The sequence below is a fragment of the Mesorhizobium sp. M9A.F.Ca.ET.002.03.1.2 genome (genome assembly GCF_003952365.1).
GTDB lineage: Bacteria > Pseudomonadota > Alphaproteobacteria > Rhizobiales > Rhizobiaceae > Mesorhizobium.
The window spans coordinates 4,863,812-4,886,868 of record NZ_CP034443.1 but is presented as its reverse complement, the minus strand read 5'-3'; the positions used below and the strand labels follow the sequence as shown (position 1 = coordinate 4,886,868).

The 23,057-nt window shown below is 61.7% G+C and carries 26 protein-coding genes and 1 tRNA gene; 19 read left to right on the top strand and 8 right to left on the bottom strand.

Annotated elements, in window-relative coordinates:
- Positions 1–11: 11 nt before the first annotated feature.
- From gor to rpiA, 3 genes are all read right to left on the bottom strand, one after another.
- The gene (gene gor / locus EJ066_RS23595) at positions 12–1,400 is read right to left on the bottom strand and encodes a glutathione-disulfide reductase (protein WP_126042202.1); all 1,389 of its coding nucleotides are present in this window, start codon (positions 1,398–1,400) and stop codon (positions 12–14) included.
- Positions 1,401–1,554: 154 nt separating this feature from the next.
- Positions 1,555–2,118 carry a DUF2059 domain-containing protein gene (locus EJ066_RS23590; RefSeq protein ID WP_126042201.1) on the bottom strand — a complete coding sequence of 188 codons (564 nt, stop codon included), beginning with the start codon at positions 2,116–2,118 and terminating at the stop codon, positions 1,555–1,557.
- On the bottom strand, positions 2,105–2,833 hold the full coding sequence (gene rpiA, locus EJ066_RS23585) for a ribose-5-phosphate isomerase RpiA (protein WP_126042199.1): 729 nt from the start codon (positions 2,831–2,833) through the stop codon (positions 2,105–2,107). The genes EJ066_RS23590 and rpiA overlap by 14 nt, the downstream gene beginning before the upstream one ends.
- A gap of 153 nt (positions 2,834–2,986) precedes the next feature.
- Between rpiA and EJ066_RS23580 the strand changes: the two genes are divergently transcribed.
- The 8 genes from EJ066_RS23580 to EJ066_RS23550 all read left to right on the top strand — a co-directional run bounded on the left by EJ066_RS23580 (position 2,987) and on the right by EJ066_RS23550 (position 9,199).
- The gene (locus EJ066_RS23580; RefSeq protein WP_126042197.1) at positions 2,987–3,670 is read left to right on the top strand and encodes a phosphoglycolate phosphatase; all 684 of its coding nucleotides are present in this window, start codon (positions 2,987–2,989) and stop codon (positions 3,668–3,670) included.
- A gap of 137 nt (positions 3,671–3,807) precedes the next feature.
- Positions 3,808–3,882: transfer RNA gene (locus EJ066_RS23575), tRNA-Val, on the top strand.
- Between the two features lie 505 nt (positions 3,883–4,387).
- Positions 4,388–5,596, top strand: a complete 1,209-nt coding sequence (locus EJ066_RS23570; RefSeq protein WP_245454965.1) for a sugar ABC transporter substrate-binding protein — start codon at positions 4,388–4,390, stop codon at positions 5,594–5,596.
- Positions 5,597–5,665: 69 nt separating this feature from the next.
- A complete protein-coding gene (locus EJ066_RS23565; protein WP_126042192.1) occupies positions 5,666–6,733 on the top strand; it encodes a sugar ABC transporter permease in 1,068 nt (355 codons plus the stop codon).
- Between the two features lies 1 nt (position 6,734).
- Positions 6,735–7,610: a carbohydrate ABC transporter permease gene (locus EJ066_RS23560; protein ID WP_126042190.1), complete on the top strand. Its 876-nt coding sequence runs from the start codon at positions 6,735–6,737 to the stop codon at positions 7,608–7,610.
- A 16-nt stretch (positions 7,611–7,626) separates the two neighbouring features.
- Positions 7,627–7,782, top strand: coding sequence for a hypothetical protein (locus tag EJ066_RS31510; RefSeq protein ID WP_189644349.1), 156 nt, complete (start codon positions 7,627–7,629; stop codon positions 7,780–7,782).
- A complete protein-coding gene (gene ugpC / locus EJ066_RS23555) occupies positions 7,775–8,845 on the top strand; it encodes a sn-glycerol-3-phosphate ABC transporter ATP-binding protein UgpC (RefSeq protein WP_126042188.1) in 1,071 nt (356 codons plus the stop codon). Before EJ066_RS31510 ends, ugpC begins: the two co-directional genes overlap by 8 nt.
- A 96-nt stretch (positions 8,846–8,941) precedes the next feature.
- Positions 8,942–9,199, top strand: a complete 258-nt coding sequence (locus EJ066_RS23550; RefSeq protein ID WP_126042186.1) for a PepSY domain-containing protein — start codon at positions 8,942–8,944, stop codon at positions 9,197–9,199.
- A 209-nt stretch (positions 9,200–9,408) separates the two neighbouring features.
- Here EJ066_RS23550 and EJ066_RS23545 read toward each other — a convergent pair whose 3' ends face one another.
- Positions 9,409–11,319, bottom strand: a complete 1,911-nt coding sequence (locus tag EJ066_RS23545) for a murein L,D-transpeptidase (RefSeq protein ID WP_126042184.1) — start codon at positions 11,317–11,319, stop codon at positions 9,409–9,411.
- A 212-nt stretch (positions 11,320–11,531) separates the two neighbouring features.
- The gene (locus tag EJ066_RS23540) at positions 11,532–12,278 is read right to left on the bottom strand and encodes a 3-oxoacyl-ACP reductase family protein (protein ID WP_126042182.1); all 747 of its coding nucleotides are present in this window, start codon (positions 12,276–12,278) and stop codon (positions 11,532–11,534) included.
- Between the two features lie 99 nt (positions 12,279–12,377).
- Here EJ066_RS23540 and EJ066_RS23535 point away from each other — a divergent pair, with 99 nt between their 5' ends.
- Positions 12,378–12,992, top strand: a complete 615-nt coding sequence (locus EJ066_RS23535) for a TetR/AcrR family transcriptional regulator (RefSeq protein ID WP_126044022.1) — start codon at positions 12,378–12,380, stop codon at positions 12,990–12,992.
- Positions 12,993–13,024: 32 nt separating this feature from the next.
- Here the strand turns inward: EJ066_RS23535 and EJ066_RS23530 are convergent, their stop codons facing one another.
- A complete protein-coding gene (locus EJ066_RS23530; RefSeq protein WP_126042179.1) occupies positions 13,025–13,936 on the bottom strand; it encodes an alpha/beta fold hydrolase in 912 nt (303 codons plus the stop codon).
- Between the two features lie 47 nt (positions 13,937–13,983).
- Between EJ066_RS23530 and EJ066_RS23525 the strand changes: the two genes are divergently transcribed.
- Entirely contained in the window at positions 13,984–14,436 is a 453-nt protein-coding gene (locus EJ066_RS23525; RefSeq protein WP_091590958.1) for a MarR family transcriptional regulator, read from the top strand.
- Between the two features lie 22 nt (positions 14,437–14,458).
- Here the strand turns inward: EJ066_RS23525 and EJ066_RS23520 are convergent, their stop codons facing one another.
- Both EJ066_RS23520 and EJ066_RS23515 read right to left on the bottom strand, forming a co-directional pair.
- Complete coding sequence (locus tag EJ066_RS23520) at positions 14,459–15,070, bottom strand: pyridoxamine 5'-phosphate oxidase family protein (RefSeq protein ID WP_126042177.1); 612 nt, start codon at positions 15,068–15,070, stop codon at positions 14,459–14,461.
- 69 nt (positions 15,071–15,139) lie between these two features.
- Positions 15,140–15,499, bottom strand: a complete 360-nt coding sequence (locus EJ066_RS23515; protein WP_189644554.1) for a DUF971 domain-containing protein — start codon at positions 15,497–15,499, stop codon at positions 15,140–15,142.
- A 193-nt stretch (positions 15,500–15,692) separates the two neighbouring features.
- Between EJ066_RS23515 and moaA the strand changes: the two genes are divergently transcribed.
- The 9 genes from moaA to EJ066_RS23470 all read left to right on the top strand — a co-directional run bounded on the left by moaA (position 15,693) and on the right by EJ066_RS23470 (position 23,050).
- A complete protein-coding gene (gene moaA / locus EJ066_RS23510; RefSeq protein WP_126042172.1) occupies positions 15,693–16,688 on the top strand; it encodes a GTP 3',8-cyclase MoaA in 996 nt (331 codons plus the stop codon).
- Positions 16,689–16,777: 89 nt separating this feature from the next.
- On the top strand, positions 16,778–17,218 hold the full coding sequence (locus EJ066_RS23505) for a hypothetical protein (protein ID WP_245455230.1): 441 nt from the start codon (positions 16,778–16,780) through the stop codon (positions 17,216–17,218).
- Positions 17,219–17,380: 162 nt separating this feature from the next.
- Entirely contained in the window at positions 17,381–18,301 is a 921-nt protein-coding gene (locus EJ066_RS23500) for a DMT family transporter (RefSeq protein WP_126042168.1), read from the top strand.
- A 29-nt stretch (positions 18,302–18,330) separates the two neighbouring features.
- Positions 18,331–18,957: a molybdenum cofactor guanylyltransferase MobA gene (gene mobA, locus EJ066_RS23495; RefSeq protein ID WP_126042166.1), complete on the top strand. Its 627-nt coding sequence runs from the start codon at positions 18,331–18,333 to the stop codon at positions 18,955–18,957.
- Positions 18,954–19,463 carry a molybdopterin-guanine dinucleotide biosynthesis protein B gene (gene mobB / locus EJ066_RS23490; protein ID WP_126042164.1) on the top strand — a complete coding sequence of 170 codons (510 nt, stop codon included), beginning with the start codon at positions 18,954–18,956 and terminating at the stop codon, positions 19,461–19,463. The genes mobA and mobB overlap by 4 nt, the downstream gene beginning before the upstream one ends.
- Positions 19,464–19,674: 211 nt before the next feature.
- Positions 19,675–20,457, top strand: coding sequence for an ABC transporter substrate-binding protein (locus EJ066_RS23485; protein WP_126042162.1), 783 nt, complete (start codon positions 19,675–19,677; stop codon positions 20,455–20,457).
- Positions 20,458–20,575: 118 nt separating this feature from the next.
- The gene (locus EJ066_RS23480) at positions 20,576–21,289 is read left to right on the top strand and encodes an ABC transporter permease (protein ID WP_126042160.1); all 714 of its coding nucleotides are present in this window, start codon (positions 20,576–20,578) and stop codon (positions 21,287–21,289) included.
- On the top strand, positions 21,286–22,116 hold the full coding sequence (locus EJ066_RS23475) for an ABC transporter permease (RefSeq protein WP_126042158.1): 831 nt from the start codon (positions 21,286–21,288) through the stop codon (positions 22,114–22,116). Before EJ066_RS23480 ends, EJ066_RS23475 begins: the two co-directional genes overlap by 4 nt.
- Positions 22,117–22,180: 64 nt before the next feature.
- Positions 22,181–23,050, top strand: coding sequence for an NAD(P)-dependent oxidoreductase (locus tag EJ066_RS23470; protein WP_126042156.1), 870 nt, complete (start codon positions 22,181–22,183; stop codon positions 23,048–23,050).
- Positions 23,051–23,057: the final 7 nt, after the last annotated feature.

Sequence of the window (23,057 nt, the reverse complement as noted above, 5' to 3'; positions counted from 1 at the left end):
CGTCTGCGGCGTCAGACGCGCTCGCCGTCCTTCACCCGGTAGGTCGGCTTGTACATGGTGACGAGTTCTTCCGCGGCGGTCGGATGCACGGCCATCGTACGGTCGAAATCACCCTTGGTCAGCCCGGCCTTCAGCGGAATGCCGAGAAGCTGTGCCATCTCGCCGGCATCCGGCCCGAGGATATGGGCGCCGAGCACTTTTTTCGAGGCGCCGTCGACCACCAGCTTCATCAGCATCCTTTCGTCGCGGCCGGACAGTGTGTGCCGCATCGGCCGGAAGGTGGCGCGGTAGATCTCAAGGTCGGAAAAACGCTTTACGGCCTCGTCTTCCGACAGGCCGACGGTACCGATTTCGGGCTGCGAAAAGACAGCGGTGGCGATCATATCATGGTCGGGCGCGGTCGGGTTGCCCTTGAAGGCGGTCTCGACGAAACACATCGCCTCGTGGATCGCCACCGGCGTCAACTGTACGCGGTTGGTGACGTCGCCGATCGCCCAAATGTTGTCGATGTTGGTGCGCGAATATTGATCCACATTGATGGCGCCGGTCTTGGTCATCTCGATGCCCACGCCCTCAAGACCCATGTTTTCGGTATTGGGGAGGCGGCCGATCGCGAGCATGACCTGATCGACCGTCAGCACCTTGCCGCCGGTGACGAGCGCGTCGAGCCGTCCGTCCGGCCGCTTCCTGATCCATTCGGATACGGCATGACAGAGAATTCTTATCCCCTTTTTTTCCATCGTCTCGTGCAGCATGCGCCGCAGGTCCATATCGAAGCGGGAAAGTATCTCCTTGCCGCGATAGACCAGCGTGGTGTCGACGCCGAGGCCGTGAAAGATGTTGGCGAATTCGACGGCGATATAGCCGCCGCCCTCGATCATGATCGCCTTCGGCAATTCCTGGAGGTCGAAGGCTTCGTTGGAAAAGATGCAATATTCGTGGCCGGGCAGAGCCGGGTGCGGCGCTGGGCGGCCGCCGGTAGCGATGAGAATCTGATCGGCCGTGACAGTGCGGTCCTCGCCGAGAAGATGCACAACATGTGGATCGACCAGCATGGCGCGTGACTGAAACGTCTCGCCGCCGGCGCCTTGGACATTCTTCTTGTAGATGGCTTCCAGCCGGCTTATCTCGCGATCTTTGTTGGCAACCAACGTCTGCCAATCGAAGCTCGCCTGCGGCACGGTCCAGCCATAACCGGCGGCGTCGGCAAAGTGTTCGGGAAACTGCGAGGCATAGACATACAGTTTCTTCGGCACGCAACCGCGAATGACACAGGTGCCGCCATAGCGGTATTCCTCGGCAATGCCGACGCGCTTGCCGAGCGCCGCCGCCACGCGCGCCGCCCTCACCCCGCCGGAGCCGCCGCCGATGACGAAAAGATCGTAGTCGTAACCGGCCATGGTGCGGCTCTCCTTGCCCTTCAAGCGTCTGAGACAGGTAGGCTGCAAACCACCAAAAGAAAAGCCCGGACTACGACGCCGCGCATGCTGTCAGACGCGCAACGGAGGCCGGGCTTTCCGGTCCAGCAGCGGCAACGCCGCCTGGAAAATATGCTCAGTTCTTCGGTGCTTCCGGCTGCGTGCCAGCGGCATCCGCCGGTGCCGCCGGCGCTGCGGCCTTCGCTGCCGCAGCCAGCGTTTCGCCGACCTGCTGAGCGAGATCGCGAGCGACGCCGTTCTGCCAGATGTCGGCGGCCTTGAGCAGTTCCCGCGTCACGGCCGGGCCGCTGTCGAGCAGCTTCTTGCCGGAATCGGAATTGTAGAAAGCGGCGATTTCGGTAAGCTCTTTCTCGGAAAATACCTTGGCATAGGCCATGGCTGCTTCCTTTTCGAGATCGGCGCGGCGCGAGGCCAGCGCCATGGCCTTTTCGCTGATGGTCCTGCCGATCAGTTCCTGCATGTCAGGGTTCTTTTGGATAAGCTGCTGCTGAAGGGCGGCGGCGGCCTGCGGCAGGATGTTGTCGAACGGGTCCGTCGCATGGATCGCTGCGACCGCGGCGCGGGCCGCCTTCAGATGCCCGTCGGTGACGTCCTGCGAGAACGCCGGCGATGAGAACGCAAAGACGGCTGAGGCTGCCAGAATGGCAGAAAGACGGCGAACCCGGTTATGCAACGTCATGATCGGTAAAACTCCCTGGTTTTCGGGCGGCATGGACGGTTTGGATGCCGTCGCCGGCGATGATGGCCGCTGATGCCAGCCCGATGAAAAGACCATGCTCGACCACGCCTGGAATGGCATGGAGAGCATTCGACAGCGCTCTTGTATCCGGAATGCGGCCAAAAGATGCATCGAGGATAAAATGGCCGCCGTCTGTAACAAAAGGCTGGCTCCCCGTCATCCTCAATGTGACGGGACCGGCAAGGCCGAGCCTTCCGGCCGCCGCGGCGACCGCGATTTCCGTGGCTCGCAGGCCGAACTGGTTGACCTCTATGGGCAGCGGAAAACGGCCGAGCGTCTCGACCATCTTCGAATGGTCGGCAATGACGATCATGCGGGCGGAAGCCGCCGCCACGATCTTTTCGCGCAGCAGCGCGCCGCCGCCGCCCTTGATCAATGTCAGGGCCGGATCGATCTCGTCGGCGCCGTCGATGGTAAGATCGAGTTCGGGTGTTTCCTCCAGCGTCGACAGCGGCACACCGAGCTCGCCGCAAAGGATGGCGGTGCGCTCCGAGGTCGGCACGCCGACAATGGTGAGGCCGGTGGCGACCTTTTCGGCGAGCAGCCGCACGAACTCCTCGGCCGTCGAGCCGGTGCCGATGCCAAGCCGCATGCCATCGCTCACATGGGTAAGCGCTGCCCGTGCCGCCTCGGCCTTCAGTTGCCTCGCATCCATGCTTTGTGTCGCGCCCCCAAATTTGTTTCGGCGCTCCTAGCATTTTTGCCAGTCCGGTCAAAGACCTTGGCTGTGGACCGACCAACCATTGCTTGCCTGAAAGGATCGCAGCGGCTATCGCCTGCCAACGACGCAATCGCCACAGGACAGGCCATGACCCGACCGATCATCGTGTTCGACCTCGACGGGACGCTGATCGACACGGCGCCGGACCTGCTCGACAGCCTTAACCACAGCCTTGCCGCCAGCGAACTTGCAGCCGTCGACGAGGTCGGCTTCAAGCGCTTCGTCGGCCATGGCGGGCGGGTGATGATCGAGCGCGCGCATGCCGCGCAGCAGAGATCGCTGGCCGTCGAGGAACACGACCGGTTGCTGAGACTGTTTCTCGATCACTACACCGACAACATCCCGGGCAAATCGCGCCCCTACCCCGGCGTCGTCGAGACCATCGCTCGATTCGAGGCAGCCGGTTATCTCTTGGCCGTCTGCACGAACAAGTACGAAGCCAACTCGGTGGCGCTGATCGAGGCGCTCGGCCTGGCGAAGCATTTCGCGGCGATTTGCGGTCAGGACACGTTTGCGTTCCGCAAACCCGACCCGCGCCATCTGACCGAAACCATCGCGCTTGCGGGCGGCGATCCGCGCCGCGCGCTGATGGTGGGTGATTCGCAGACCGACATCGATACGGCCAAGGCCGCCGGCATTCCCGTGGTGGCGGTCGATTTCGGCTACACCGACCGCCATGTGCGCGAATTCGAACCGTCGGCGGTGATCTCGCATTTCGATGCGCTGACGCTTGGTCTGGCCGAACGCCTGATTGCCGCTGCGGGGCGCTGAGTGACGGCGACCGGGGTTGCATCCGCCAGGTTGCATCCGGTCTTCGTCGGAACGCCCGGACATCGCCCGGACATCGCCTTGACTTCCCCTGCCGGCCTCCCTTATATCGCGGCGCGCTTGGCCTTCGGGCAACGAGCGGGCGATTAGCTCAGCGGGAGAGCACACCCTTCACACGGGTGGGGTCGCAGGTTCAATCCCTGCATCGCCCACCAATATCCGTTCCCGGAACAAAGCTACAATCCGCGTCGCAGTCGCCGACGCTTCGAACTTCCGCCTCATCGCCAGGTTCGCCCACGATCCGGTTCATGCGATGTGTCAAGCGGCGGGGTACACATCACAAAGCACTGTCTAGCCCCGAAGCCACTCAGGCCGCATTGAGCGCGGCCTGGGGAGAAAGTTGACGGGCGATGAAATCGTCCTAGGTGAGCTTCTATCTCCGTAGTGGTGCCCGGGAATTGACGAGAGGAAATCGCCACCGACCTTCTGCTCCGAAACGCCAGATGAGACAGCGCGGTTGCAAATGCTTCCGGCTTCCGCAAACATTGCTGGACCTCATCAAGGGCCGCAGCGGCCGGCCCGGAACCAGGACGCCGGTGTCATGGCGGCACTCAGGGCTGATCTTGAATTCGTCAGCGTCCTTACGTCAAAAGGGAGGAACAACCAATGAAACTGACAACCCACCTCGCCGGTGCGATGATCGCGTTGACCTGCCTGTGTGTGCCCGCGCTGGCGCAGCCGAAGTTGACCATGTGGTATCACGGCGCCGGCAATGAGGTGGAGTCGCAAATCCTCAACCAGATCATCTCCGACTTCAACACCAGCCAGTCCGACTGGACGGTGAGCATCGAGAGTTTCCCAGAGAAGACCTACAACGATTCCATCGCGGCAGCGGCCCTGGCGGGCAACCTGCCCGACATTTTGGATGTGGACGGGCCCATCATGCCCAACTGGGCCTGGGCCGGCTATCTGCAGCCGCTGCCGATCGACGAGAGCGAGTTCGCCGACTTCCTGCCCGGCACCAAAGGTGTGTGGGACGGCAAGCTCTATTCGATCGGTCTGTGGGACGCGGCGGTGGCGCTTTTTGCGCGCCAGTCGACGCTGAAGGAACTGGGTCTGCGCACTCCGACCCTCGACAAGCCCTGGTCGAGCGAGGAATTCATGGCCGCGCTTGATGCCGCCAAGACCTCGGGCAAGTATGAATATGCCCTCGATCTCGGTATGAACGACCAAGCCGAGTGGTACTCCTATGCCTTCTCGCCGTTCCTGCAGAGTTTTGGCGGGGACATTGTCGACCGTTCGACCTACCGCACCGCGGAAGGCGCGCTGAACGGCGAGGCTGCGCAGGCTTTTGGCAAGTGGTGGCAATCGCTGTTCACCGGCGGCTATGCGCCTGACACCAGTGAGGACCCCGCCGATCAGCAAACCGGCTTCATCGACGGTAAGTTCGCATTCCAGTGGAATGGCAACTGGCGCGCGGTGGAGACGATGGAAGCCGTGGACGACGTTGTCTTCCTTCCAGCCCCCGACTTCGGCGCGGGCAGCAAGATCGGTGCGGGCTCCTGGCAGTTCGGCGTCTCGGCCAAGTCCAAGCATCCGGAAGGTGCCGCTGAGTTCATCAAGTTCGCCACGCAGGACAAATACCTGGCTGCCTTCTCCGACGGCATCGGCCTGATCCCGCCCACGCCCTCGGCGGCACAGATGACAAAGAACTACAAGGATGGCGGCACGCTCGCAATGTTCTTCGACCTCTCCAAAGCGCAAGCTCTGGTGCGCCCGGTCACTCCGGGCTACGTGGTCCAGTCCAAGGTCTTCACCAAGGCAGTGGCCGACATCGCCAACGGTGCCGACGTGGCCGATACGCTCGATGCGGCGGTCGACGAGATCGACGCCGACATCGAAAACAACGACGGCTACGGCCACCGCTAGTTCTATCGCACCGGGGTACGCGCCAACCGCGGACTCCACGCTTTCCGGCTTCCTGGGCGGATATCGCAAATGGCGTCGAAACTAACCCTGTCGAACCGGACGGGCTGGACATTCGCCCTGCCAGGCTTCGCACTCATCGTCATATTCGTCATCCTGCCGTTTTTCTTCGCGATCGGTCTCTCCTTGACAAATCAGCGGCTGCTGTCGCCGAACCCCACCCAGTTCGTCGGGTTGGAGAACTACCAGCAGCTCCTGGGCCTCGCGGCGGTGACCCTCGAGCCAGAGCGCGACGATGCTGGCGAAGTGGTTCGAAACAAGGCCGGCGAAATCCAGTATCCGCGCCTGCGTAAGATCACCCGCAGCGACGACTATCCCCAGTATCGCGGCATGCGCGAGTGGTTCCGCTGGCAGTCCGGCGACAACGTCATGGTCGTCATCGCCAGCGACGTTGTGTTCATGAAGGCGCTGGTGAACACCTTCCTTTTCGTCCTGGCCGTGGCGCCGGTGCAGGCCGGCCTCGCGCTGGTGCTCGCTTTGCTCATCAACCAGAAGCTCAGGGGCATCAACGTATTCCGGGCCATCTACTTCATGCCGGTGGTGGTCTCCATCGTCGTGGTCTCGCTCCTCTGGCGGTTCATCTATGACGGCCAGAACGGGCTGTTGAACAGCATCCTCCAGGGCCTCACCTTCGGCCTCTTCCAGCCCGTCGACTGGCTGGGCAACCCCTCGACCGCGCTGCCCGCGATCATGGCCATGTCGATCTGGCAGGCCGTCGGCTTCCACATGGTCATCTGGCTGGCCGGGTTGCAGACGATCAGCCCCACGCTCTACGAGGCCGCCGCGATCGAAGGGGCTTCGAAATGGCAGACCTTCCGCTATGTCACCTGGCCCGGCCTGCGCAACACCGCCGTGCTTGTCCTTATCGTGATCACCATGCAGGGCTTCGCGCTCTTCGCCCAGATCGACGTGATGACCAATGGCGGTCCGCGCGACAGCACCCAGACCCTCGTCTTCCAGGCGGTCGAGCGCGGCTACGGAAAGCAGGACATCTCGGGCGGCTCGACCATCTCGGTCATCCTGTTCGCGATCGTGCTGACGATCTCACTCATCCAGCGCTGGCTGACACGGGAGCGTTAAGATGGTCATTAATCCCGACAATTACGGCCTGAGGCTTTTCGTCCGCTATCTGGTGCTGTGCCTGATCGCGCTGATCTTCATCTTTCCGCTCGTGTTCATGATCAACTCGAGCTTCAAGCCCGACAGTCAGCTCCTCGCGGACACTTCCAGCCTGCGTGCCTTCCTGCCCGTGGGGGATATCAGCCTCGACAATTATTTCGGGGCGTTCCAGCGGGCGCCGGTCGGCCTGTTCGTCTTCAACTCGGTTCTGGTCACCGGGGTGACCGTCCTTCTCTCGCTGCTGATCTGTTCGCTGGCCGCATTCTCCTTCACTTTCCTGCGGTGGAAGGGACGCGATGTGATGCTCTCTATCGTCATCGCCACGCTGATCATTCCTTTCGAGACCATCGCTATCCCGCTCCTGCTCCTGGTCTCGAAACTGCCCTGGATCGGGCTCGACGGGCTGGAATGGGGCTGGCTCAACACCTACCGGGTGCAGATCATCCCCTGGATCGCCGACGGGCTGACGGTCTTCCTGTTCGTCCAGTATTTCAAAGGGCTGCCGGGCGAGCTGATCGAGGCGAGCCGGGTGGAGGGCGCGAGCTGGTGGCAGGTTTACTATCGCGTCGTCATGCCGCTCTCAGGGCCGGTTCTGGCGACCGCCGCCATCCTGAAGTTCCTCGTCATGTACAATCAATATCTCTGGCCCCTCATCGTGGTGCAACAGGAAAACTATCGACCGGTCATGGTCGGCCTCGGCTACTTCTTTCAACTCAACGTCGCTTGGGGCGAGGTCATGGCTTATCTCACCCTTATCACCGTCCCGGTGCTGATCTTCTATCTCTTCCTGCAGCGCGCCTTCATCGCATCGATCGCCTCGACCGGTGTGAAGGGCTGAATACAAGGAAGGCAAAATGGTTCCCGTACTCAAAGACGAGTGGATCTGGGACAGCTGGCATGTTCATGACGGCAAGCGCCGGCACGGCCATTTCCTCAAGGCCGGTAAATCGATCGGCGATCCTGAATTGCGGCACATGAGCCAGGGAACCGGAGCCATCGCTTATGGCTGAGGTCTCGTTCAAGGGCGTCAAGAAATTCTATGGTCGCGTCGACGTCGTCAAAGGAGTCGACATCCACATCAACGATGGCGAGTTCGTCGTCTTTATCGGGCCGTCAGGCTGCGGGAAGTCCACCTTGCTTCGCATGATCGCCGGGCTCGAGGACATAACTGAAGGCATCCTCGAGATCGGAGGCCGGGTGGTCAACGAGCTCCAACCCAAGGAACGCGGTGTGGCGATGGTGTTCCAGAGCTATGCCATCTTTCCGCACATGACCGTGCGCGAGAATATGGCGTTCGGTCTTACGATTGCAGGCGCTTCCAAGCAGGAAAAGGAGCAGAAGGTCGCCGAGGCCGCACGAATCCTGCAAATGGAGCATTTGCTCGACCGCCGCCCAAGCCAGCTTTCGGGCGGCCAGCGCCAGCGAGTCGCTATCGGGCGCGCAATCACGCGGAAACCGGCCGTATTCCTGTTCGACGAGCCGCTCTCCAATCTCGACGCAGCGCTGCGCATGGACATGCGTATGGAAATCGGCCGGCTGCGCAGGCAACTGGGCACAACAATGATCTATGTCACCCACGACCAGGTCGAGGCGATGACGCTGGCTGACAGGATCGTGGTCCTGAAGGACGGTGAAGTCATGCAGATCGGAGCGCCGATGGAGCTCTATCACGAGCCGGCCAACAGGTTCGTAGCCGGCTTTCTAGGAGCTCCGTCGATGAATTTCCTGAATGTCGACGTCCTCGACCTTGATGGCGAAGCAGCGACGGTTGGCAACCAATCCCTGGAGCCGATCAGGGTAGCGACCAGAAGACGCCCCTTCCGGAAAGGCGGCAAGGCCATCCTGGGTGTCCGTCCGCAGTACCTGCGGGAGGCGCCGTCTGGAAAAGGCATGCTGCACGGCACTGTAGCACTTGCCGAGCGGTTGGGCAGCGAAACGGTCGTGGACCTGACGCTTCGCGACGATCGCGAGCTCATTGCGGCCTTCGATGAGGACAAGATATTTGAACCGGGTGATGCTCTGGAACTCATGTTCGACACGGCCTTGGCCCATCTCTTCCCCGAGGACGGGTGAGCTGCAGATGGGTGCGCCGTAACCGTGTGCATTCCAGAACCCGGAACAAACCTGCATAGCCGCGAGTTTCTACTTGTCGAAGTGTGAGGGAAAGCCATGTCCAGACTTGTTTTGGCGACAGCTGTCGTAGTTCTTCTTTTCGGTGGACCGGCATCTGCCGCAGATGACAGGCCGCTGCCACCCCAGAATGCCAAGAAACTGTCGGAAATCATCGCCAAGGTCGAGCAGCGCAGCGACTTTCGCTACATCGACGAGGTCGACTGGGACAGCGGCGCCTACACCGTCACCTATTACACGACCGACAAGGCGAAAGTCGAGATCACCTATGATCCGGTGACAGCCGAGCCGAAATAGATCGCCGCACTTTCCTCTAGGCAATACGCGCGCAGCTTGGCGACGATTCCTCGGAAACTAGCAGCGCCGTAGCCAGGGCGGCGCGATGTCGTCACCATCGCCGCCGCCGGCCTTGTCGCCGAACTGGTTTATTGGCTGATCGCCGGACCTGAGGCCGGTTTCCGTCGCCCGCTCTCCCAGCGTTAGGACCGATCGATGAGACCCAGTTCTCAGCTTGCCGGCGAGCGCACCGCTTCCGTGCTGTCCAGCGCCTGCTGCAGGCGCGTGTCGCGGTCGTAGACGTCATGGAAGTATTCGACATTGCCGGACATGTCCGGCCAGGCGGTGAAATAGGCGACATAGACCGGGATCGTGCGCGCGACCTTTTCGGTTGAATGTCCGTGCTTCAGCTTCTCCGCGATGTAATCGACCGAGGTGCCGAGCACGGCGGCCGCCATGCCGCGCGGATCCTGCAGGCGAACGCAGCCATGGCTGAGCGCCCGCATGTCACGTTCGAAGAACGACTTCTGCGGCGTGTCATGCATGTAGATTGCGTGCTTGTTGGGGAAGAGTATCTTCAGTTCGCCCAGCGCGTTGGCCTCGCTCGGCAGCTGGCGCACGCCATAAGGTACCTTCGCGCCATAGGCGCCCCAGTTGACCGAGGAAGAGGGAATGCGCTTGCCGCGCGCGTTGACCACTTCGTAGCCGGCGCGGTCGAGATAGCCGGGATCCCTGCGCAGCCGGGGCAGCATCTCATTGACGAGGATCGACTGCGGCACGCCCCAATAGGGATGGAAGTCGACCTGCTCGACCTGATCGTAGAAGAATGAAGTCTGGTTCGTGGTTTTGCCGATGACGGCGCGGGTCTTCAGCTTCTCCTCGCCATTTTCGATGTAGCTCGCCGTGAAGGCCGGCTGGTTGATGAAGACACGCGGACTGCCGAGATCGGATGGCAGCCAGCGCAACTGCTCCAATGCGACCTTTACTTTCTGGATCTTGTCGACCTTGGACGTTCCGACCAGCGCGGCGACAGTGCGCGGGCCGATGACGCCATCGTCCTTCATGCCAGCCCTCTTCTGAACCGCCCTGATGACCGGCACCAGCTCCGGATCATAGACCTCGCTGGTGGCGAGCCTGGCCAATATCTCGCCATAGGCGCCGCCCATCTCGTCGTCGAGGTTGCGCGCGATCTTCGCCAGAAGCTTCGGCAGTTCGGGGCTGGTCTGCCCCGGCTTCAGCAACAGCTTGGGGTCGACGACGATCTCGTCTTCGGCGCTGGCCTGAAGCGATTCCAGTTCGACGCGCAGCGCCTGATACTCCACGTTCTGCGGATGCCGTGATTCGAGATAGGTGCGCGCTTGCTGGGTGCGTGCCAGCGTGTTCAGCACGCCTTCCATATCGAGCGGCTTGGCCGGGAAATCATAATAGCCGGTGATGCGATTGGGATCGACGCGGCCGCCTTGCGCGTCATGAACGTAGCGCAGGACGCGCGCCGACAGTGCCATCTCGAAGCGGACGAGCTCCTTCATCCGCGCATCGGTGTTGCTCGTCAATGCGCTGGTGGCGGGCACTTCTACCGTGTAGTCGCCAGGTGTGAGGCCATAGCTCGCCGCCTCGCCAAGCACCCGCACCGCATCCTGCGCACGGCTGTTGGCACTGGTTTCCGTTACCCAGATGAAATTCGGATTGGCCGAGTAATAGCCAATGATCGCCTTGGCGATATCTTTTTCGGCATAGAGTTCGTAATCACCGAGCCCGGCGATCGCTTCGCGGAAGGCAGCGCCCGTGGCGGAAGATGGCTGGAAGGCGGCATCCTGTGGCACCGCCGGCTCCGGCGTTGCCGCCAGTGTCGAGAAGTCGACGCGCACGAGCGGGTCGCTCTTGTAGGTGTAATAGGACGGGCTGCTGATTTGGGCGCCACCACCGCCGCTGCGAGAAACGGCCGGCGCGTTTGCATTTGGCTTGTATCTCGGCTGCCTTGAGGGCGGCGGGGGGAAATCACCTTGCGGTGTGTGCCTGATGCCGCCGCCGAAAAGCCTCTCGAAAAACCCTTGCGCGTTCGCCTGCGGCACGCCGAAGGCCAGCATTGCCGTGACCACCGCAAGCGGCATCACGGTTGCTTTGTTTCCGAGGAATTTCATGGATCACCCGCTCCGGCTGCAACCGGTTCCCGTTGCGCATCGCTTGACGGTCTCGCCCAACGCATGACGGATGTAAGGCGCGACTATACCGATTCATACTGATTTCGTTAAGCTTCCATAAATTTCGGAGGGTCTGTTGCAGAACAGTTTCACAACACAGTGATACCGGAGCGAATTGGGTTCGCTCCGGTTTCCGGGGAACAGCGCAAGGATCAGGCGTTGGCGCCGCCGTCGATGGTCAGTGCGGCGCCTGTCACGAAGCGCCCTTCGGAACCTGCCAGCCAAGCGACCATGCCGGCGATCTCTTCAGCCTTGCCGAAACGCGGCGTCGCCATCTTCTGTCGCTGGTGCTCGGCATGCGGGCCGCTTGCCGGGTTCATATCGGTATCGGTCGAGCCCGGATGAACGACGTTGGCGGTGATGCCGCGCGAACCGAGATCGCGCGCCAATGCCTTGGTCAAACCGACCAATGCCGCCTTACTCGCCGAATAGGCGCAGAGGCTGGTGTCGGTGACACGATCCGCCAGATTGCTGCCGATCGAGATGATCCTGCCGCCCTCGCCCATATGCACTGCCGCCGCCTTCGAGGCCACGAACGGGGCTCTGACATTAACCTCCATGGTTTCATCGAAGTCGGCGAGCGGCAATGTGTCGATCGGCGCGGCGCGCCAGATGCCGGCGCTGTTGACGAGAATATCGAGCCGCCCGAAAGTCCTCACCGCCTCGCTGACTGCCTCCTGGATTGCGGCGGCGTCGCGGTTGTCGGCCTTGATGGCAACGGCGCGACTGCCGGCTGCCTCGATTTCCCTAACGACCGAGCGGGCCTGCTGCTCGCCATTCACGTAAGTGAGCGCGACGCCGGCACCGTCGGCCGCAAGCCTTCGCGCAATCGCCGCGCCGATGCCGCGGCTGCCGCCAGTGACGAGCGCGACCTTGCCGTTCAAGCTTTTGGATGGCATTTGGTTCTCCTTTATGTAACGATCGATACATAAATGTCTGTCAGCCTTGCCCGGGTACGTCAACTGATTTATGTATCAATCAACACAGAAAAGGATGCCATGCCGAAACGAGGCCGCCCCCGCACTTTCGATCGAACCGCTGCCCTGCGGCGCGCAATGGAGGTGTTTTGGGCCAAGGGTTACGAGGGCGCATCCATGAGCGACCTGACTGCGGCGATGGGCATCAACTCGCCCAGCCTCTATGCCGCCTTCGGCAGCAAGCAGGCGCTCTTCCTCGAGGCGACTGAGTTTTACACGCAGGTCGAAGGCACCGACATCCGGTCGGCGCTGGAGAAGGCGCCGACTGCGCGCCAGGCGATCGAGCGTTTCTTGCGTCAGACGGCCAAGGACTATTCGCAGGCCGATCGTCCGCAAGGCTGCCTGATCGCGCTCGGCGCACTGCACCAAGACTCAAGCCGCGGTCCCATCTGCGATGACCTGCGCCGACGCCGCGCCGAGAACCGCGAGGCCCTGCTGAGACGGCTTGAACGTGGCGTGGCTGAAGGCGAGTTGGCCCGGGGCTTCGACTGCCGCACGGCTGCAACTTTCTACGCGACCGTGCAGCACGGCATGTCGATCCAGGCGCGCGACGGCGCATCGCGCGCGGCGCTTCTGGCAACGGTGACCGGGGCCATGGCGGCGTGGAAAGCGATGGCCGACACGGACGCGGCGTGAAACACTGGCCGCATGCCGGATTCTCGGTCAAATCAATGCAGCAGCGACGGTTCCAGACGTTCGGCAACGAAGCCGACCGCACGCTCAACCACGCCCTTGTCGGCGAGAATGCGGCGATGGCCGAGCCCGTCGGCCCAGTAAAGCCGCACATGGTCGCCGGCGCCGGCATAGAGCCTTGCATGGTCGGCGGACACTTCGCGGTCGTCCGGCGCATGGATGACCAGCGTTGGCACCGGCGTGCTGGCAAGCTGGCGGTCTCCGGTGAATTCGTGCAGCGGCCGGCCGGCGATGCGTTCGACCCGGTCGGCCATGGCGGCCTGCGAGCGCGGGCCGACACCGAGCATGCGGCTGAAATCGTTGAAGATCGCCGGCAGGGAACTCGGCGCCGCGATCAGCACCAGCCGCCCGGCCGCCAGCGGCGGAATGTTCTTGACCGAACCGACGACGGCATTGGCAGCAACGGCACCGCCGAAGGAATGGCCGACGGTCGCCACGAACGGGCCGAACCATTCGCCGGCGAGCCGTGCGGCTTCGACAGCGCTGACCAGCGTGAGCCGGCGGCCCTGCGATTGGCCGTGGCCCGGCAGGTCGAGCGAAACAACCTTGTAACCGGCGTCACGATAACCTTCGATCAGCGTGCGCATATATTCGGTGCGCGAACGCCAACCATGGATGACGAGCACCGTGCCGGCGGCCACCCTGCCCGGCTCTGGCCTGAATTCATGCACCATGACGCAGCCGTTTTTGGTCTTCAGCCGATGATGGCGGGCCTCGGCCATGAAGCCGGCGGCGCGGTCGACGGCGCGTCGCTCGCCGTCGCTGAGAACCTTGGCGTTCGGCGTGCGGCAGAACAGTTCGAAGGCCGCGCGCCCGGTAAGGCGGGGGGCTACGTGCTCGGCGGCAGCAAACACGCCCCGGATGACCTTCAACCCAAATGATGCCATAGTGGCGATCCATCCATTCGTTCAAGCATGAACATAATAGTTCAAACATGAACATTAAACAAGAGCTGCCCTGGGACAACCCGCGTTTTCGCAACTGGGTCGCGGTGGCGCGCGCCTGCCACGTGCTGGAACGCACGCTGGCGGTGAAGCTCGCGCCGCTGGACCTGAAGCCGGCGCAGCTCGACGTGCTGATGAACCTTTACCGCCATCCCGGCATGTCGCAGCACGATCTCGCCCGCCGGCTGCTGGTCGGCCGCTCCAACATCACCATGCTTTTGCCGCAACTCGAGACACGCGGCCTGCTGCGCCGCGAAGGCGATCAGAAGGACAAGCGGGTACTGCGGCTGACCTTGACCGAAGCCGGCACGGAACTGCTGATGCAGGCGCTGAAGGTCCATATGGCGCTGATCGAGAAGGCGATGAGCCAGTCGACGCCGGAGCAATGCGACATGATCGGCGAGCAGATGCGCAAGATTGCCGACGTGCTCAAGGAAGCGTAACCGGGCTCGCAGAGCGATCCGCTCACCACATCGACTTTTTCGCACGCTCCGGCCATTCCTTGTCATAGGCCTCGCCGTCGATGCCGTTCCGGCTGGTGATTTCCAGGATTTTTCCAGGCGTCGGCAGCGACCTCAGGTCGACATGCCTTGCCGGGTTCCAGAGTTCCGACCGGTGGACTGCGCGAGCACACTGGAAATAGACCGAATCGACGTCGATGATTGTGACCGAGCGCGCCGGCTTGCTGTCGACGCTGAACGAGGCGCAGAGCGCGGCGTCCGTGGTGATATGGGCGCGGCCGTTGACGCGCAGCGTCGTGCCGGAGCCGGGCACCAGAAACAAAAGGCCGACGCGCGGATCGCGAAGGATGTTGTGGAGCGAATCGGCACGGTTGTTGCCGCGCCGGTCCGGCATCATCAGCGTTTTCGGATCATGGATGCGGACGAAGCCGGCGAGATCGCCGCGCGGCGAGCAATCCAACCCTTCCGGCCCGCTCGTCGCGAGCGCGGCAAAGGGCGAGGCCTCGATGAAGGCGGCGTATTCGGGAATCACATGGTCGAGTTCCTTGACCAGCGAGGTCTCGCCGGGCAGGCCATAGAGCGCTTCGAGCTGTTCGACCGTGGTGATGATGGACATGCTTTCGTCTCCGAGTGTCGGCCGCCGTTATTCCTGATCGGTGACGTTTTGACGACAGCCTGGGCGGAGCTAACGATCGCGGGTCAGCCCCTTCTCATCCAGCTCGGCGAGATAGGCGTTCCAGCGCTGCTCCTTCTCATGACCCAGCGTATGCAGGTAATTCCAGGTGAATATGCCGGTATCGTGGAAATCGTCGAAGGTGATGCGGACGGCATAGTTGCCGATCGGTTCGATCTTCAGGATTACAACGTTGCGTTTGCCGGGAACGGTCACGCGCTGTTCGGGCGAATGTCCCTGAACTTCGGCCGATGGCGAGGCGACGCGCAGAAACTCCGCAGGCAGTTCGAACGGCTGATGGTCGGGGAACGTCACGGTCAGCAGCCTGCGATCCTTCGAGACCCTGAGTTCCTTCGGCGCCGTCATGGTGATAAGTTCCGCTTCATCTGCCCTTCCCTACGCCGCTTCGCGCAACGGGGAAAGGCTGCGTCGAAACTTCCGACACAATCTGTCGGCGGCGCGATGTTACCAAGGATCGAAACCTCTTATCTTGAATGGCAGGTTGGATCGTATCACATAGCCATATATAACGATGCCGTTCGCAGCCACGGGAAACGCTTGAAGCATGAACATGATCGATCCTTTCGGTCGCACGATCAGCTATCTCAGGGTGTCGGTCACCGACCGCTGCGATTTCCGCTGCACCTATTGCATGGCCGAAGACATGGCGTTCCTTCCCAAAAAGGATCTGCTGTCGCTGGAAGAGCTCGACCGGCTGTGCACGGTCTTCGTCGAAAAAGGCGTCAGGAAACTGCGTCTTACCGGCGGCGAGCCGCTTGTGCGCAAGAACATCATGCATCTGGTGCGTCGGATTGCACGTCATCTCGAAAGTGGCGCTCTGGAAGAACTGACGCTGACCACCAACGGTTCGCAGCTTTCGCGCTTTGCAGCTGAGCTTGCCGATTGCGGAGTCAAGCGCATCAACGTCTCGCTGGACACGCTGGACCCGGAAAAATTCCGCCAGATCACCCGCTGGGGCAATCTCGACAAGGTCATGGAGGGTATCGACGCCGCGCAGGCAGCGGGGCTGAAGGTGAAGCTCAATGCGGTGGCGCTGAAGGATTTCAATGACGCCGAGCTACCGGAGATGCTGCGCTGGGCGCACGGCCGCGGCATGGAGTTGACGGTCATCGAAACCATGCCGATGGGCGAGATCGATGCCGACCGTACCGACCAGTATCTGCCGCTGTCGCTGCTGCGCGCAGCACTTGAGCGGCAGTTCACCCTGACCGACATCCCCTACAAGACCGGCGGCCCGGCCCGCTACGTCCACGTCGCCGAGACCGGTGGCAGGCTCGGTTTCATCACGCCGATGACGCATAATTTCTGCGAGAGCTGCAACCGCGTCCGGCTGACCTGCACCGGTACGCTCTACATGTGCCTCGGCCAGGAGGATGCCGCCGACCTGCGTGCACCGTTGCGTGCATCCGAAGGCAACGAGCTGGTCGCCGACGCCATCGACGAAGCCATTGGCCGCAAACCAAAGGGTCATGATTTCATCATCGACCGCCGCACCAACCGTCCATCGGTGTCGCGGCACATGAGCGTCACCGGCGGCTGATTTCTTCGCCGATTTAGTGCAAGATCGCCTCCGGTCATCGGCTGAGAGGTGACGGTATGAAGCATTTCTTTTCGATCTCCGCGTTTTTGGTGGCGATCGCGACGACCGACGCGGTCGCCGCGCCGTTCACTTATACCAATGCGCGCTTTGGCACCGTCTGCACCTTTCCCGACGAGATTTTCACCGATCGCTTGCCAGAGCCGGAGAATGGCGACGGGCAGCAATGGCTCAGCGCGGACGGTGCCAGCCTGATCTGCTCCGGCATCTTCAACATCGATGACGACACCCCGAAAGGTTTTATTGCCGCTGAGAAATCCAGCGAAGGGCCGAGCTATAAGATCACCTACAGCAGGACCGGCAAGGACTGGGCGGTGCTGTCGGGACTCAAGGACGGGACCATCTTTTACGAGCGTCGTCTGTTCGGAATGGACGGCGTCATCCGCAGCGTCTGGATCAATTACCCGCCGGCTCTGAAATCGAAATACGACCCATTGGTTGGAGTGATAGCTGACAGCCTCAGGGGTCCGTGAACATTTCGGTCACGCCCAGAAAAAGTCCTGTCCGCATGCGGTTGCCGGATTTACCGGAAGGTTCCAGCCTAGCGGTCAAAAGGCTGTGGTCCAGCCCTTTGACGTTGCGGTTTTGTGATCGGCTGCTACAGGCTTGATGCAAAGCACAACTGGTAACGTCCTTTGCTTCTTTCGCCAAATCTGCGCGGCGCGCTGTTCATGGTGGTGGCCATGGTCGGCTTCACCCTCAACGACGCGATCACCAAATTCGAGTCGGACTCTATGAACATGGCGCAGGTCATGCTGATCCGCGGCGCCTTCGCTTCGCTTTTCGTAGGCCTGCTTGCCTGGCAACGCGGTGCGCTTGCCCTTCCCGGCTCAATGCTGCAGCCGATGGTTGCGGTGCGCGTCGCCAGCGAAGCCGCTGCTACGGTGTCGTTTCTCATCGCCCTTGCCCATCTGCCGATTGCCAATGTCTCGGCCGTGCTGCAGGCGCTGCCGCTGGCGGTGACTATGGGCGCGGCACTTGTATTCAACGAAACCGTCGGCTGGCGGCGCTGGTTGGCCATCGCCATCGGTTTTGCCGGCGTGCTGATCATCGTGCGGCCCGGCTTCGAGGGATTCAGTGTCTATTCGCTGCTGGCGCTCGCCTGCGTCGTCTGTTGCGCGGTGCGTGACCTTGCCACCAAGCGGATACCACAAGCCATTCCGACATTGCTGGTGTCGACCGCCACGGCACTCGCCATGACGGTGCTGGGGGCGGCGCTGCTTTCGCCAATGGGGGGATGGACACCGATGGCGGGAAAAAGCACGGCGCTGCTGGCACTGGCGGCAGTGCTCGTGGTCACCGGTTACCAGTTCATCATCATGGCGATGCGGGTGGGCGACATCTCGTTCATCGCCCCGTTCCGCTACACAGCCCTGCTCTGCTCGATCCTGCTTGGCCTGTTCATCTTCGGCGACGTCCCCGACCTGCCGATGACACTCGGCGCCACCGTCATCGTCGGCTCCGGCCTCTACGCACTTTACCGCGAACGCATCGTCGGCCGGCAAAAGACTGCCGCCGAAAGCGCTGGACCTGATATGGCGCCGGACGGCATATAGACGAGCCCCCCGGGTCGGCGAGGCGGACGATGAACCGAGACATTGCAGGGATCATTCTAGCCGGTGGCCAGTCGCGGCGAATGGGCGGTGGCGACAAAAGCCTGCTTGCGCTGGGAGGCCGCCGCGTGCTCGACCATGTCGTCGCGCGCCTTGCCCCACAGGTCGGACCGCTGGCGCTGAGCGCCAACGGCGATCTGACACGCTTTGCCGGGTTCGGACTGCCGGTGCTTGCCGATACGGTTGAGGGCTACGCGGGACCGCTTGCCGGCATCCTGACCGGCCTTGAGTGGGCGTCCATGGCTTGCAGTGCAGTCGTCACTGTCGCCGGCGACACGCCGTTCTTTCCCGAGGATGTGGTCGGGCGGCTGGCCGCGGTGGTCAACGAACGTCCCGACGCGATCGCTGTCGCCAGTTCGGGTGGCAAGCGGCATCCGACATTCGCGCTCTGGCCGCTTGGTCTGCACGACGCCTTGCGCCGTTTCCTGGTCGATGAAGACAATAGGCGGGTCTCTGCCTTCATCGAGCGGCACGGCTTTGTCGATGTCGATTTTCCGATGTGGGACACCGGCGGGCACGAGATCGACCCTTTCTTCAACATCAATACGCCCGACGATCTTGCCGAAGCAGAACGTCTGTTGCAGAGCATGGAACCATGATGAGACGCGTCTTCGGCATCACCGGCTGGAAGAATTCCGGCAAGACGACACTGACCGAAAAGCTGGTCGCCGAACTTGCCCAGCGCGGCTGGAAAGTCTCGACGGTGAAACATGCCCATCATGATTTCGACATCGACAAACCAGGGGCGGACAGCTTTCGCCATAGGCAGGCGGGGGCCTCGGAAGTCGCGATCGTGTCGGACAGGCGCTGGGCGCTGATGCATGAATTGCGTGACGAGGACGAGCCGACGCTGGAAGCGATCCTGTCGCGACTCGGCACCTGCGACATCGTGCTGGTCGAGGGTTACAAGCGCGAGGCGCACAGCAAGATCGAAACGCGGCGGCTGGAGGCTAAGGACCAGGCCCCGCTTTCGGCAAATGATCCGCATATCGTCGCCATTGCAGCCGACTTCGCCATAGCGGACGAAAATCTGCCGGTCTTCGATCTCGACGATACGAAATCGGTAGCCGACTTCATCGAGCGCACGACCGGTTTGACGCGCTGAGGGTTGCCGAAGGAGCATTCGACCACCCTCTTTCTCCGTTACCTTGCCTGCCCCTGCGTCAGCATTATCCGCGAATGCAAAATCCCGAAAGCAGTGGTTTTGCAGTTGCTTTTTCTTGGAAAAGAGTGGGAGTATCGAGCCAGCGGGCGGTCAAAAGCACCGCCCACAGAGCCGTTTGGAACGACGGCCGGGACACATAGAGAGGACCATCATGCGTACTGCATTGCGTATAGCGCTCGCCGCATCGGCCGCGCTGCTGACGCTTGGCGTTGCCCAGGCTCAGGAAAAAACCCTCAGGATCGGCACGGAGGGGGCCTATCCGCCATTCAACAACCTGACCGCCGATGGCCAGCTCGAGGGCTTCGACGTCGACATCGCCAAGGCGCTTTGCGATGAGATGAAGGTGAAGTGCACGTTCGTCGCGCAGGATTGGGATGGCATCATCCCGGCGCTTCAGGCCGGCAAGTTCGACGCCATCATCGCCTCGATGTCGATCACGCCGGAGCGTGCCGAGAAGGTCGACTTCACCAACAAATACTACAACACGCCGCCGGCGATCGTCGCGCCCAAGGACAGCGACATCAAGGGCGTGACCAAGGAGGACCTGGCCGGCAAGACGATCGGCGTGCAGGGTTCGACCACGCATTTCAACTATTCGACCGCAACCTACACCGACAGCACGATCAAGCCTTACCCGACCGCGCAGGAATACCAGCTCGATCTGGCCAATGGCCGCGTCGATGCGGTCAACGACGATATCACTGTTCTCGAAGGCTGGCTTGCTACGCCGGACGGCGCCTGCTGCAAGCTGATCGGTGCGATTACGCCTGACATCAAGATACATGGTCCGGGCGCCGGTATTGCCGTGCGCAAGGGCGAAACCGAGCTGGTCAATCAGTTCAATGCGGCGATCGATGCCATCCGCGCCAATGGAAAGTACAAGGAAATCAACGACAAGTACTTCAAGTTCGACGTCTACGGCGGCGAGTCCTGATCCTTATGGATCTGATAGCGAACGGCGGGATTTTCCCGCCGTTCGCATAAGGAACGGCGCACGAGGGGTGACGCCGCGTTGCTCTCAAAAGACCCCATAAAGGAGACCAGGCAGGCGGATGCAAAGCGTTTGGACGCTGCTCAGTTGGGGACCCGAAGGCTGGCTCGACGACATCGCCTATGGCGTTTTCATCACAGTTTCACTTGCAGCCGCGACCCTGCCTGTCGGTCTGGTGATCGGCTTTCTGGTCGCACTGGCCAAGCAATCGAGTGAGCCGTCACTGCGGCTGGCCGGCAATATCTACACCACCATCTTTCGTGGATTGCCCGAGTTGCTGACCCTGTTCATCATCTTTTACGGCGCGCAAATCGGCATCCAGCAAGTGATGCGCCTGTATGACCCGACCGCCGCGGTCGAAGTGAACGCTTTTGTTTCCGGCATGATCGCGCTCGGCGTCGTCTTCTCGTCCTACGCCAGTGAGGTCTTCCTTTCCGCGTTCCGCGCCATCCCGAACGGACAGTATGAGGGCGGCTATTCGGTTGGCCTGTCGGGCTGGCAGACGATGCGGCTTGTGGTGCTGCCGCAGCTTATCCGTATCGCGCTACCGGGTCTTGCCAACCTGTGGCTCATCCTGCTCAAGGACACTGCCCTGGTGTCCGCTATCGGTCTTACCGACATATTGCGGCAAGCGGGCGTCGCCGCCCGCGTGACCAAGCACGCCTTCCTGTTCTTCGGTGTCGCCGCTCTTATCTATCTGCTCCTCGCCATCATATCATCCTTCGGCATCAACGCGATCGAACGTGCGGTAGGTCGTCAGCAGGTGCAGCGATGAGCGCTACCGCCACGGACGCCACCAAGGTCGACCGGCCGCCGGCTCTGCCCCGCGGCTGGCCTCGGCAACGCGTTCTCGGCTATGGGCTGGTCTGTCTGTGGATCGTTTTTCTCGCTGGGATCGCCGCCTACCTCGTTCTCGCCTGGAATGGCGAGCTTTTCAGGAAATACGCGCCCGGTTATGTATCGGGGCTTGGCATCACTCTGCTGCTTGTCGCCATCTCGATCGTGCTTGGTGCGATCCTGTCGGTGCCGATCGCTTATGCCCGCATGTCGAGGAGCCGGATTCTCTCGGGTCTGGCCTATGCCTATGTCTATTTCTTCCGCGGCACGCCGTTGCTGGCCCAGACCTTCCTTGTCTATTACGGCGTCGGTTCTTTCCGGCCGCAACTCGAGATGGTCGGCCTCTGGGGTTTTTTCCGCGAGGCGTTCAACTGTGCAATCTTCGCCTTCTCGCTCAACACTGCCGCCTATCAGGCCGAAATCCTGCGCGGCGCGATCCAGAGCGTGCCCAGGGGCCAGTGGGAGGGCGCCGCCTCGCTCGGCCTGCACAAATTGCAGACGATGTGGAAGATCATCCTGCCGCAGGCACTGATCGTGGCGCTGCGACCCTACGGCAACGAGATCATCCTGATGATCAAGGGCTCGGCAATCGTCGCCATCATCACCGTCTATGATCTGATGGGCATCACGAAGCTCACCTATTCGCGCACTTTCGACTTCCAGTCCTATGTCTGGGCGGCGATCATCTATCTGATCATTGTCGAAACACTGCGCCACGCAGTCGAATGGATCGAACGGCGCATCACGATCCATCTGCAACGCTGACTCCCATAGCCTTGCCTGATCCGCTAAAAAGCCGGAAAGCTGGCTTCTAAAAGGATTCGAAAACATGGCATCGGTGGCATTTCTCGGTCTTGGCGTCATGGGCTATCCAATGGCCGGACATCTCAGGAACAAGGGCGGCCACGACGTCACCGTCTATAACCGCACCAAGGCAAAGGCCGAGCAATGGGTTGACCAGCATGGCGGCAGTGCCGCCAGGACGCCGACTGAGGCGGCCGACGGCAAGGACTTTGTCTTTTCCTGCGTTGGCAATGACGACGACCTGCGTGCGGTAACGATCGGCGCCGAGGGTGCTTTCCAGACGATGAAGAAGGGAGCGATTTTCATCGACAACACCACGGCCTCGGCCGAAGTCGCGCGCGAACTGGCGGAGAAGGCGCAAGCGCGCGGGTTTTCATTCCTCGACGCACCGGTCTCCGGCGGTCAGGCAGGCGCCGAAAATGGCGTGCTGACCGTCATGGTCGGCGGCGAGCAAAAAGCCTTCGACGAGGCGAAGCCTGTCATCGATGCCTATGCCCGCATGATCGGGCTGATGGGCCCGGCCGGTGCCGGCCAACTCACCAAGATGATCAACCAGATCTGCATCGCCGGATTGGTGCAGGGATTGGCTGAGGGTATTCATTTCGGCAAGAAGGCCGGGCTCGACATCGAAAAGGTCATCGAGGTGATTTCCAAGGGGGCGGCCGGTTCGTGGCAGATGGAGAACCGCCACAAGACGATGAATGCCGACAAATATGATTTTGGCTTCGCCGTCGACTGGATGCGCAAGGATCTCGGCATCTGCCTGGCGGAAGCCGACCGCAACGGCGCCAAGCTGCCGGTGACGGCACTGATTGACCAGTTCTACAAGGACGTTCAGGCGATGGGCGGCAAGCGCTGGGATACGTCCTCTTTGCTGGCGCGATTGGAAAAATAGCGTTCGC

Excerpts from the sequence above, each read along its gene's own strand:
- EJ066_RS23560 (WP_126042190.1), top strand. The coding sequence starts at position 6,735 with ATGGTCATTAATCCCGACAATTACGGCCTGAGGCTTTTCGTCCGCTAT.
- rpiA (WP_126042199.1), bottom strand. The coding sequence starts at position 2,833 with ATGGATGCGAGGCAACTGAAGGCCGAGGCGGCACGGGCAGCGCTTACC.
- EJ066_RS23545 (WP_126042184.1), bottom strand. The coding sequence starts at position 11,319 with ATGAAATTCCTCGGAAACAAAGCAACCGTGATGCCGCTTGCGGTGGTC.
- ugpC (WP_126042188.1), top strand. The coding sequence starts at position 7,775 with ATGGCTGAGGTCTCGTTCAAGGGCGTCAAGAAATTCTATGGTCGCGTC.
- EJ066_RS23480 (WP_126042160.1), top strand. The coding sequence starts at position 20,576 with ATGCAAAGCGTTTGGACGCTGCTCAGTTGGGGACCCGAAGGCTGGCTC.
- EJ066_RS23485 (WP_126042162.1), top strand. The coding sequence starts at position 19,675 with ATGCGTACTGCATTGCGTATAGCGCTCGCCGCATCGGCCGCGCTGCTG.
- moaA (WP_126042172.1), top strand. The coding sequence starts at position 15,693 with ATGAACATGATCGATCCTTTCGGTCGCACGATCAGCTATCTCAGGGTG.
- EJ066_RS23530 (WP_126042179.1), bottom strand. The coding sequence starts at position 13,936 with ATGGCATCATTTGGGTTGAAGGTCATCCGGGGCGTGTTTGCTGCCGCC.
- EJ066_RS23525 (WP_091590958.1), top strand. The coding sequence starts at position 13,984 with ATGAACATTAAACAAGAGCTGCCCTGGGACAACCCGCGTTTTCGCAAC.
- gor (WP_126042202.1), bottom strand. The coding sequence starts at position 1,400 with ATGGCCGGTTACGACTACGATCTTTTCGTCATCGGCGGCGGCTCCGGC.
- EJ066_RS23565 (WP_126042192.1), top strand. The coding sequence starts at position 5,666 with ATGGCGTCGAAACTAACCCTGTCGAACCGGACGGGCTGGACATTCGCC.
- mobA (WP_126042166.1), top strand. The coding sequence starts at position 18,331 with ATGAACCGAGACATTGCAGGGATCATTCTAGCCGGTGGCCAGTCGCGG.
- EJ066_RS31510 (WP_189644349.1), top strand. The coding sequence starts at position 7,627 with ATGGTTCCCGTACTCAAAGACGAGTGGATCTGGGACAGCTGGCATGTT.
- EJ066_RS23550 (WP_126042186.1), top strand. The coding sequence starts at position 8,942 with ATGTCCAGACTTGTTTTGGCGACAGCTGTCGTAGTTCTTCTTTTCGGT.
- mobB (WP_126042164.1), top strand. The coding sequence starts at position 18,954 with ATGATGAGACGCGTCTTCGGCATCACCGGCTGGAAGAATTCCGGCAAG.
- EJ066_RS23580 (WP_126042197.1), top strand. The coding sequence starts at position 2,987 with ATGACCCGACCGATCATCGTGTTCGACCTCGACGGGACGCTGATCGAC.
- EJ066_RS23590 (WP_126042201.1), bottom strand. The coding sequence starts at position 2,118 with ATGACGTTGCATAACCGGGTTCGCCGTCTTTCTGCCATTCTGGCAGCC.
- EJ066_RS23470 (WP_126042156.1), top strand. The coding sequence starts at position 22,181 with ATGGCATCGGTGGCATTTCTCGGTCTTGGCGTCATGGGCTATCCAATG.
- EJ066_RS23520 (WP_126042177.1), bottom strand. The coding sequence starts at position 15,070 with ATGTCCATCATCACCACGGTCGAACAGCTCGAAGCGCTCTATGGCCTG.
- EJ066_RS23475 (WP_126042158.1), top strand. The coding sequence starts at position 21,286 with ATGAGCGCTACCGCCACGGACGCCACCAAGGTCGACCGGCCGCCGGCT.
- EJ066_RS23535 (WP_126044022.1), top strand. The coding sequence starts at position 12,378 with ATGCCGAAACGAGGCCGCCCCCGCACTTTCGATCGAACCGCTGCCCTG.
- EJ066_RS23540 (WP_126042182.1), bottom strand. The coding sequence starts at position 12,278 with ATGCCATCCAAAAGCTTGAACGGCAAGGTCGCGCTCGTCACTGGCGGC.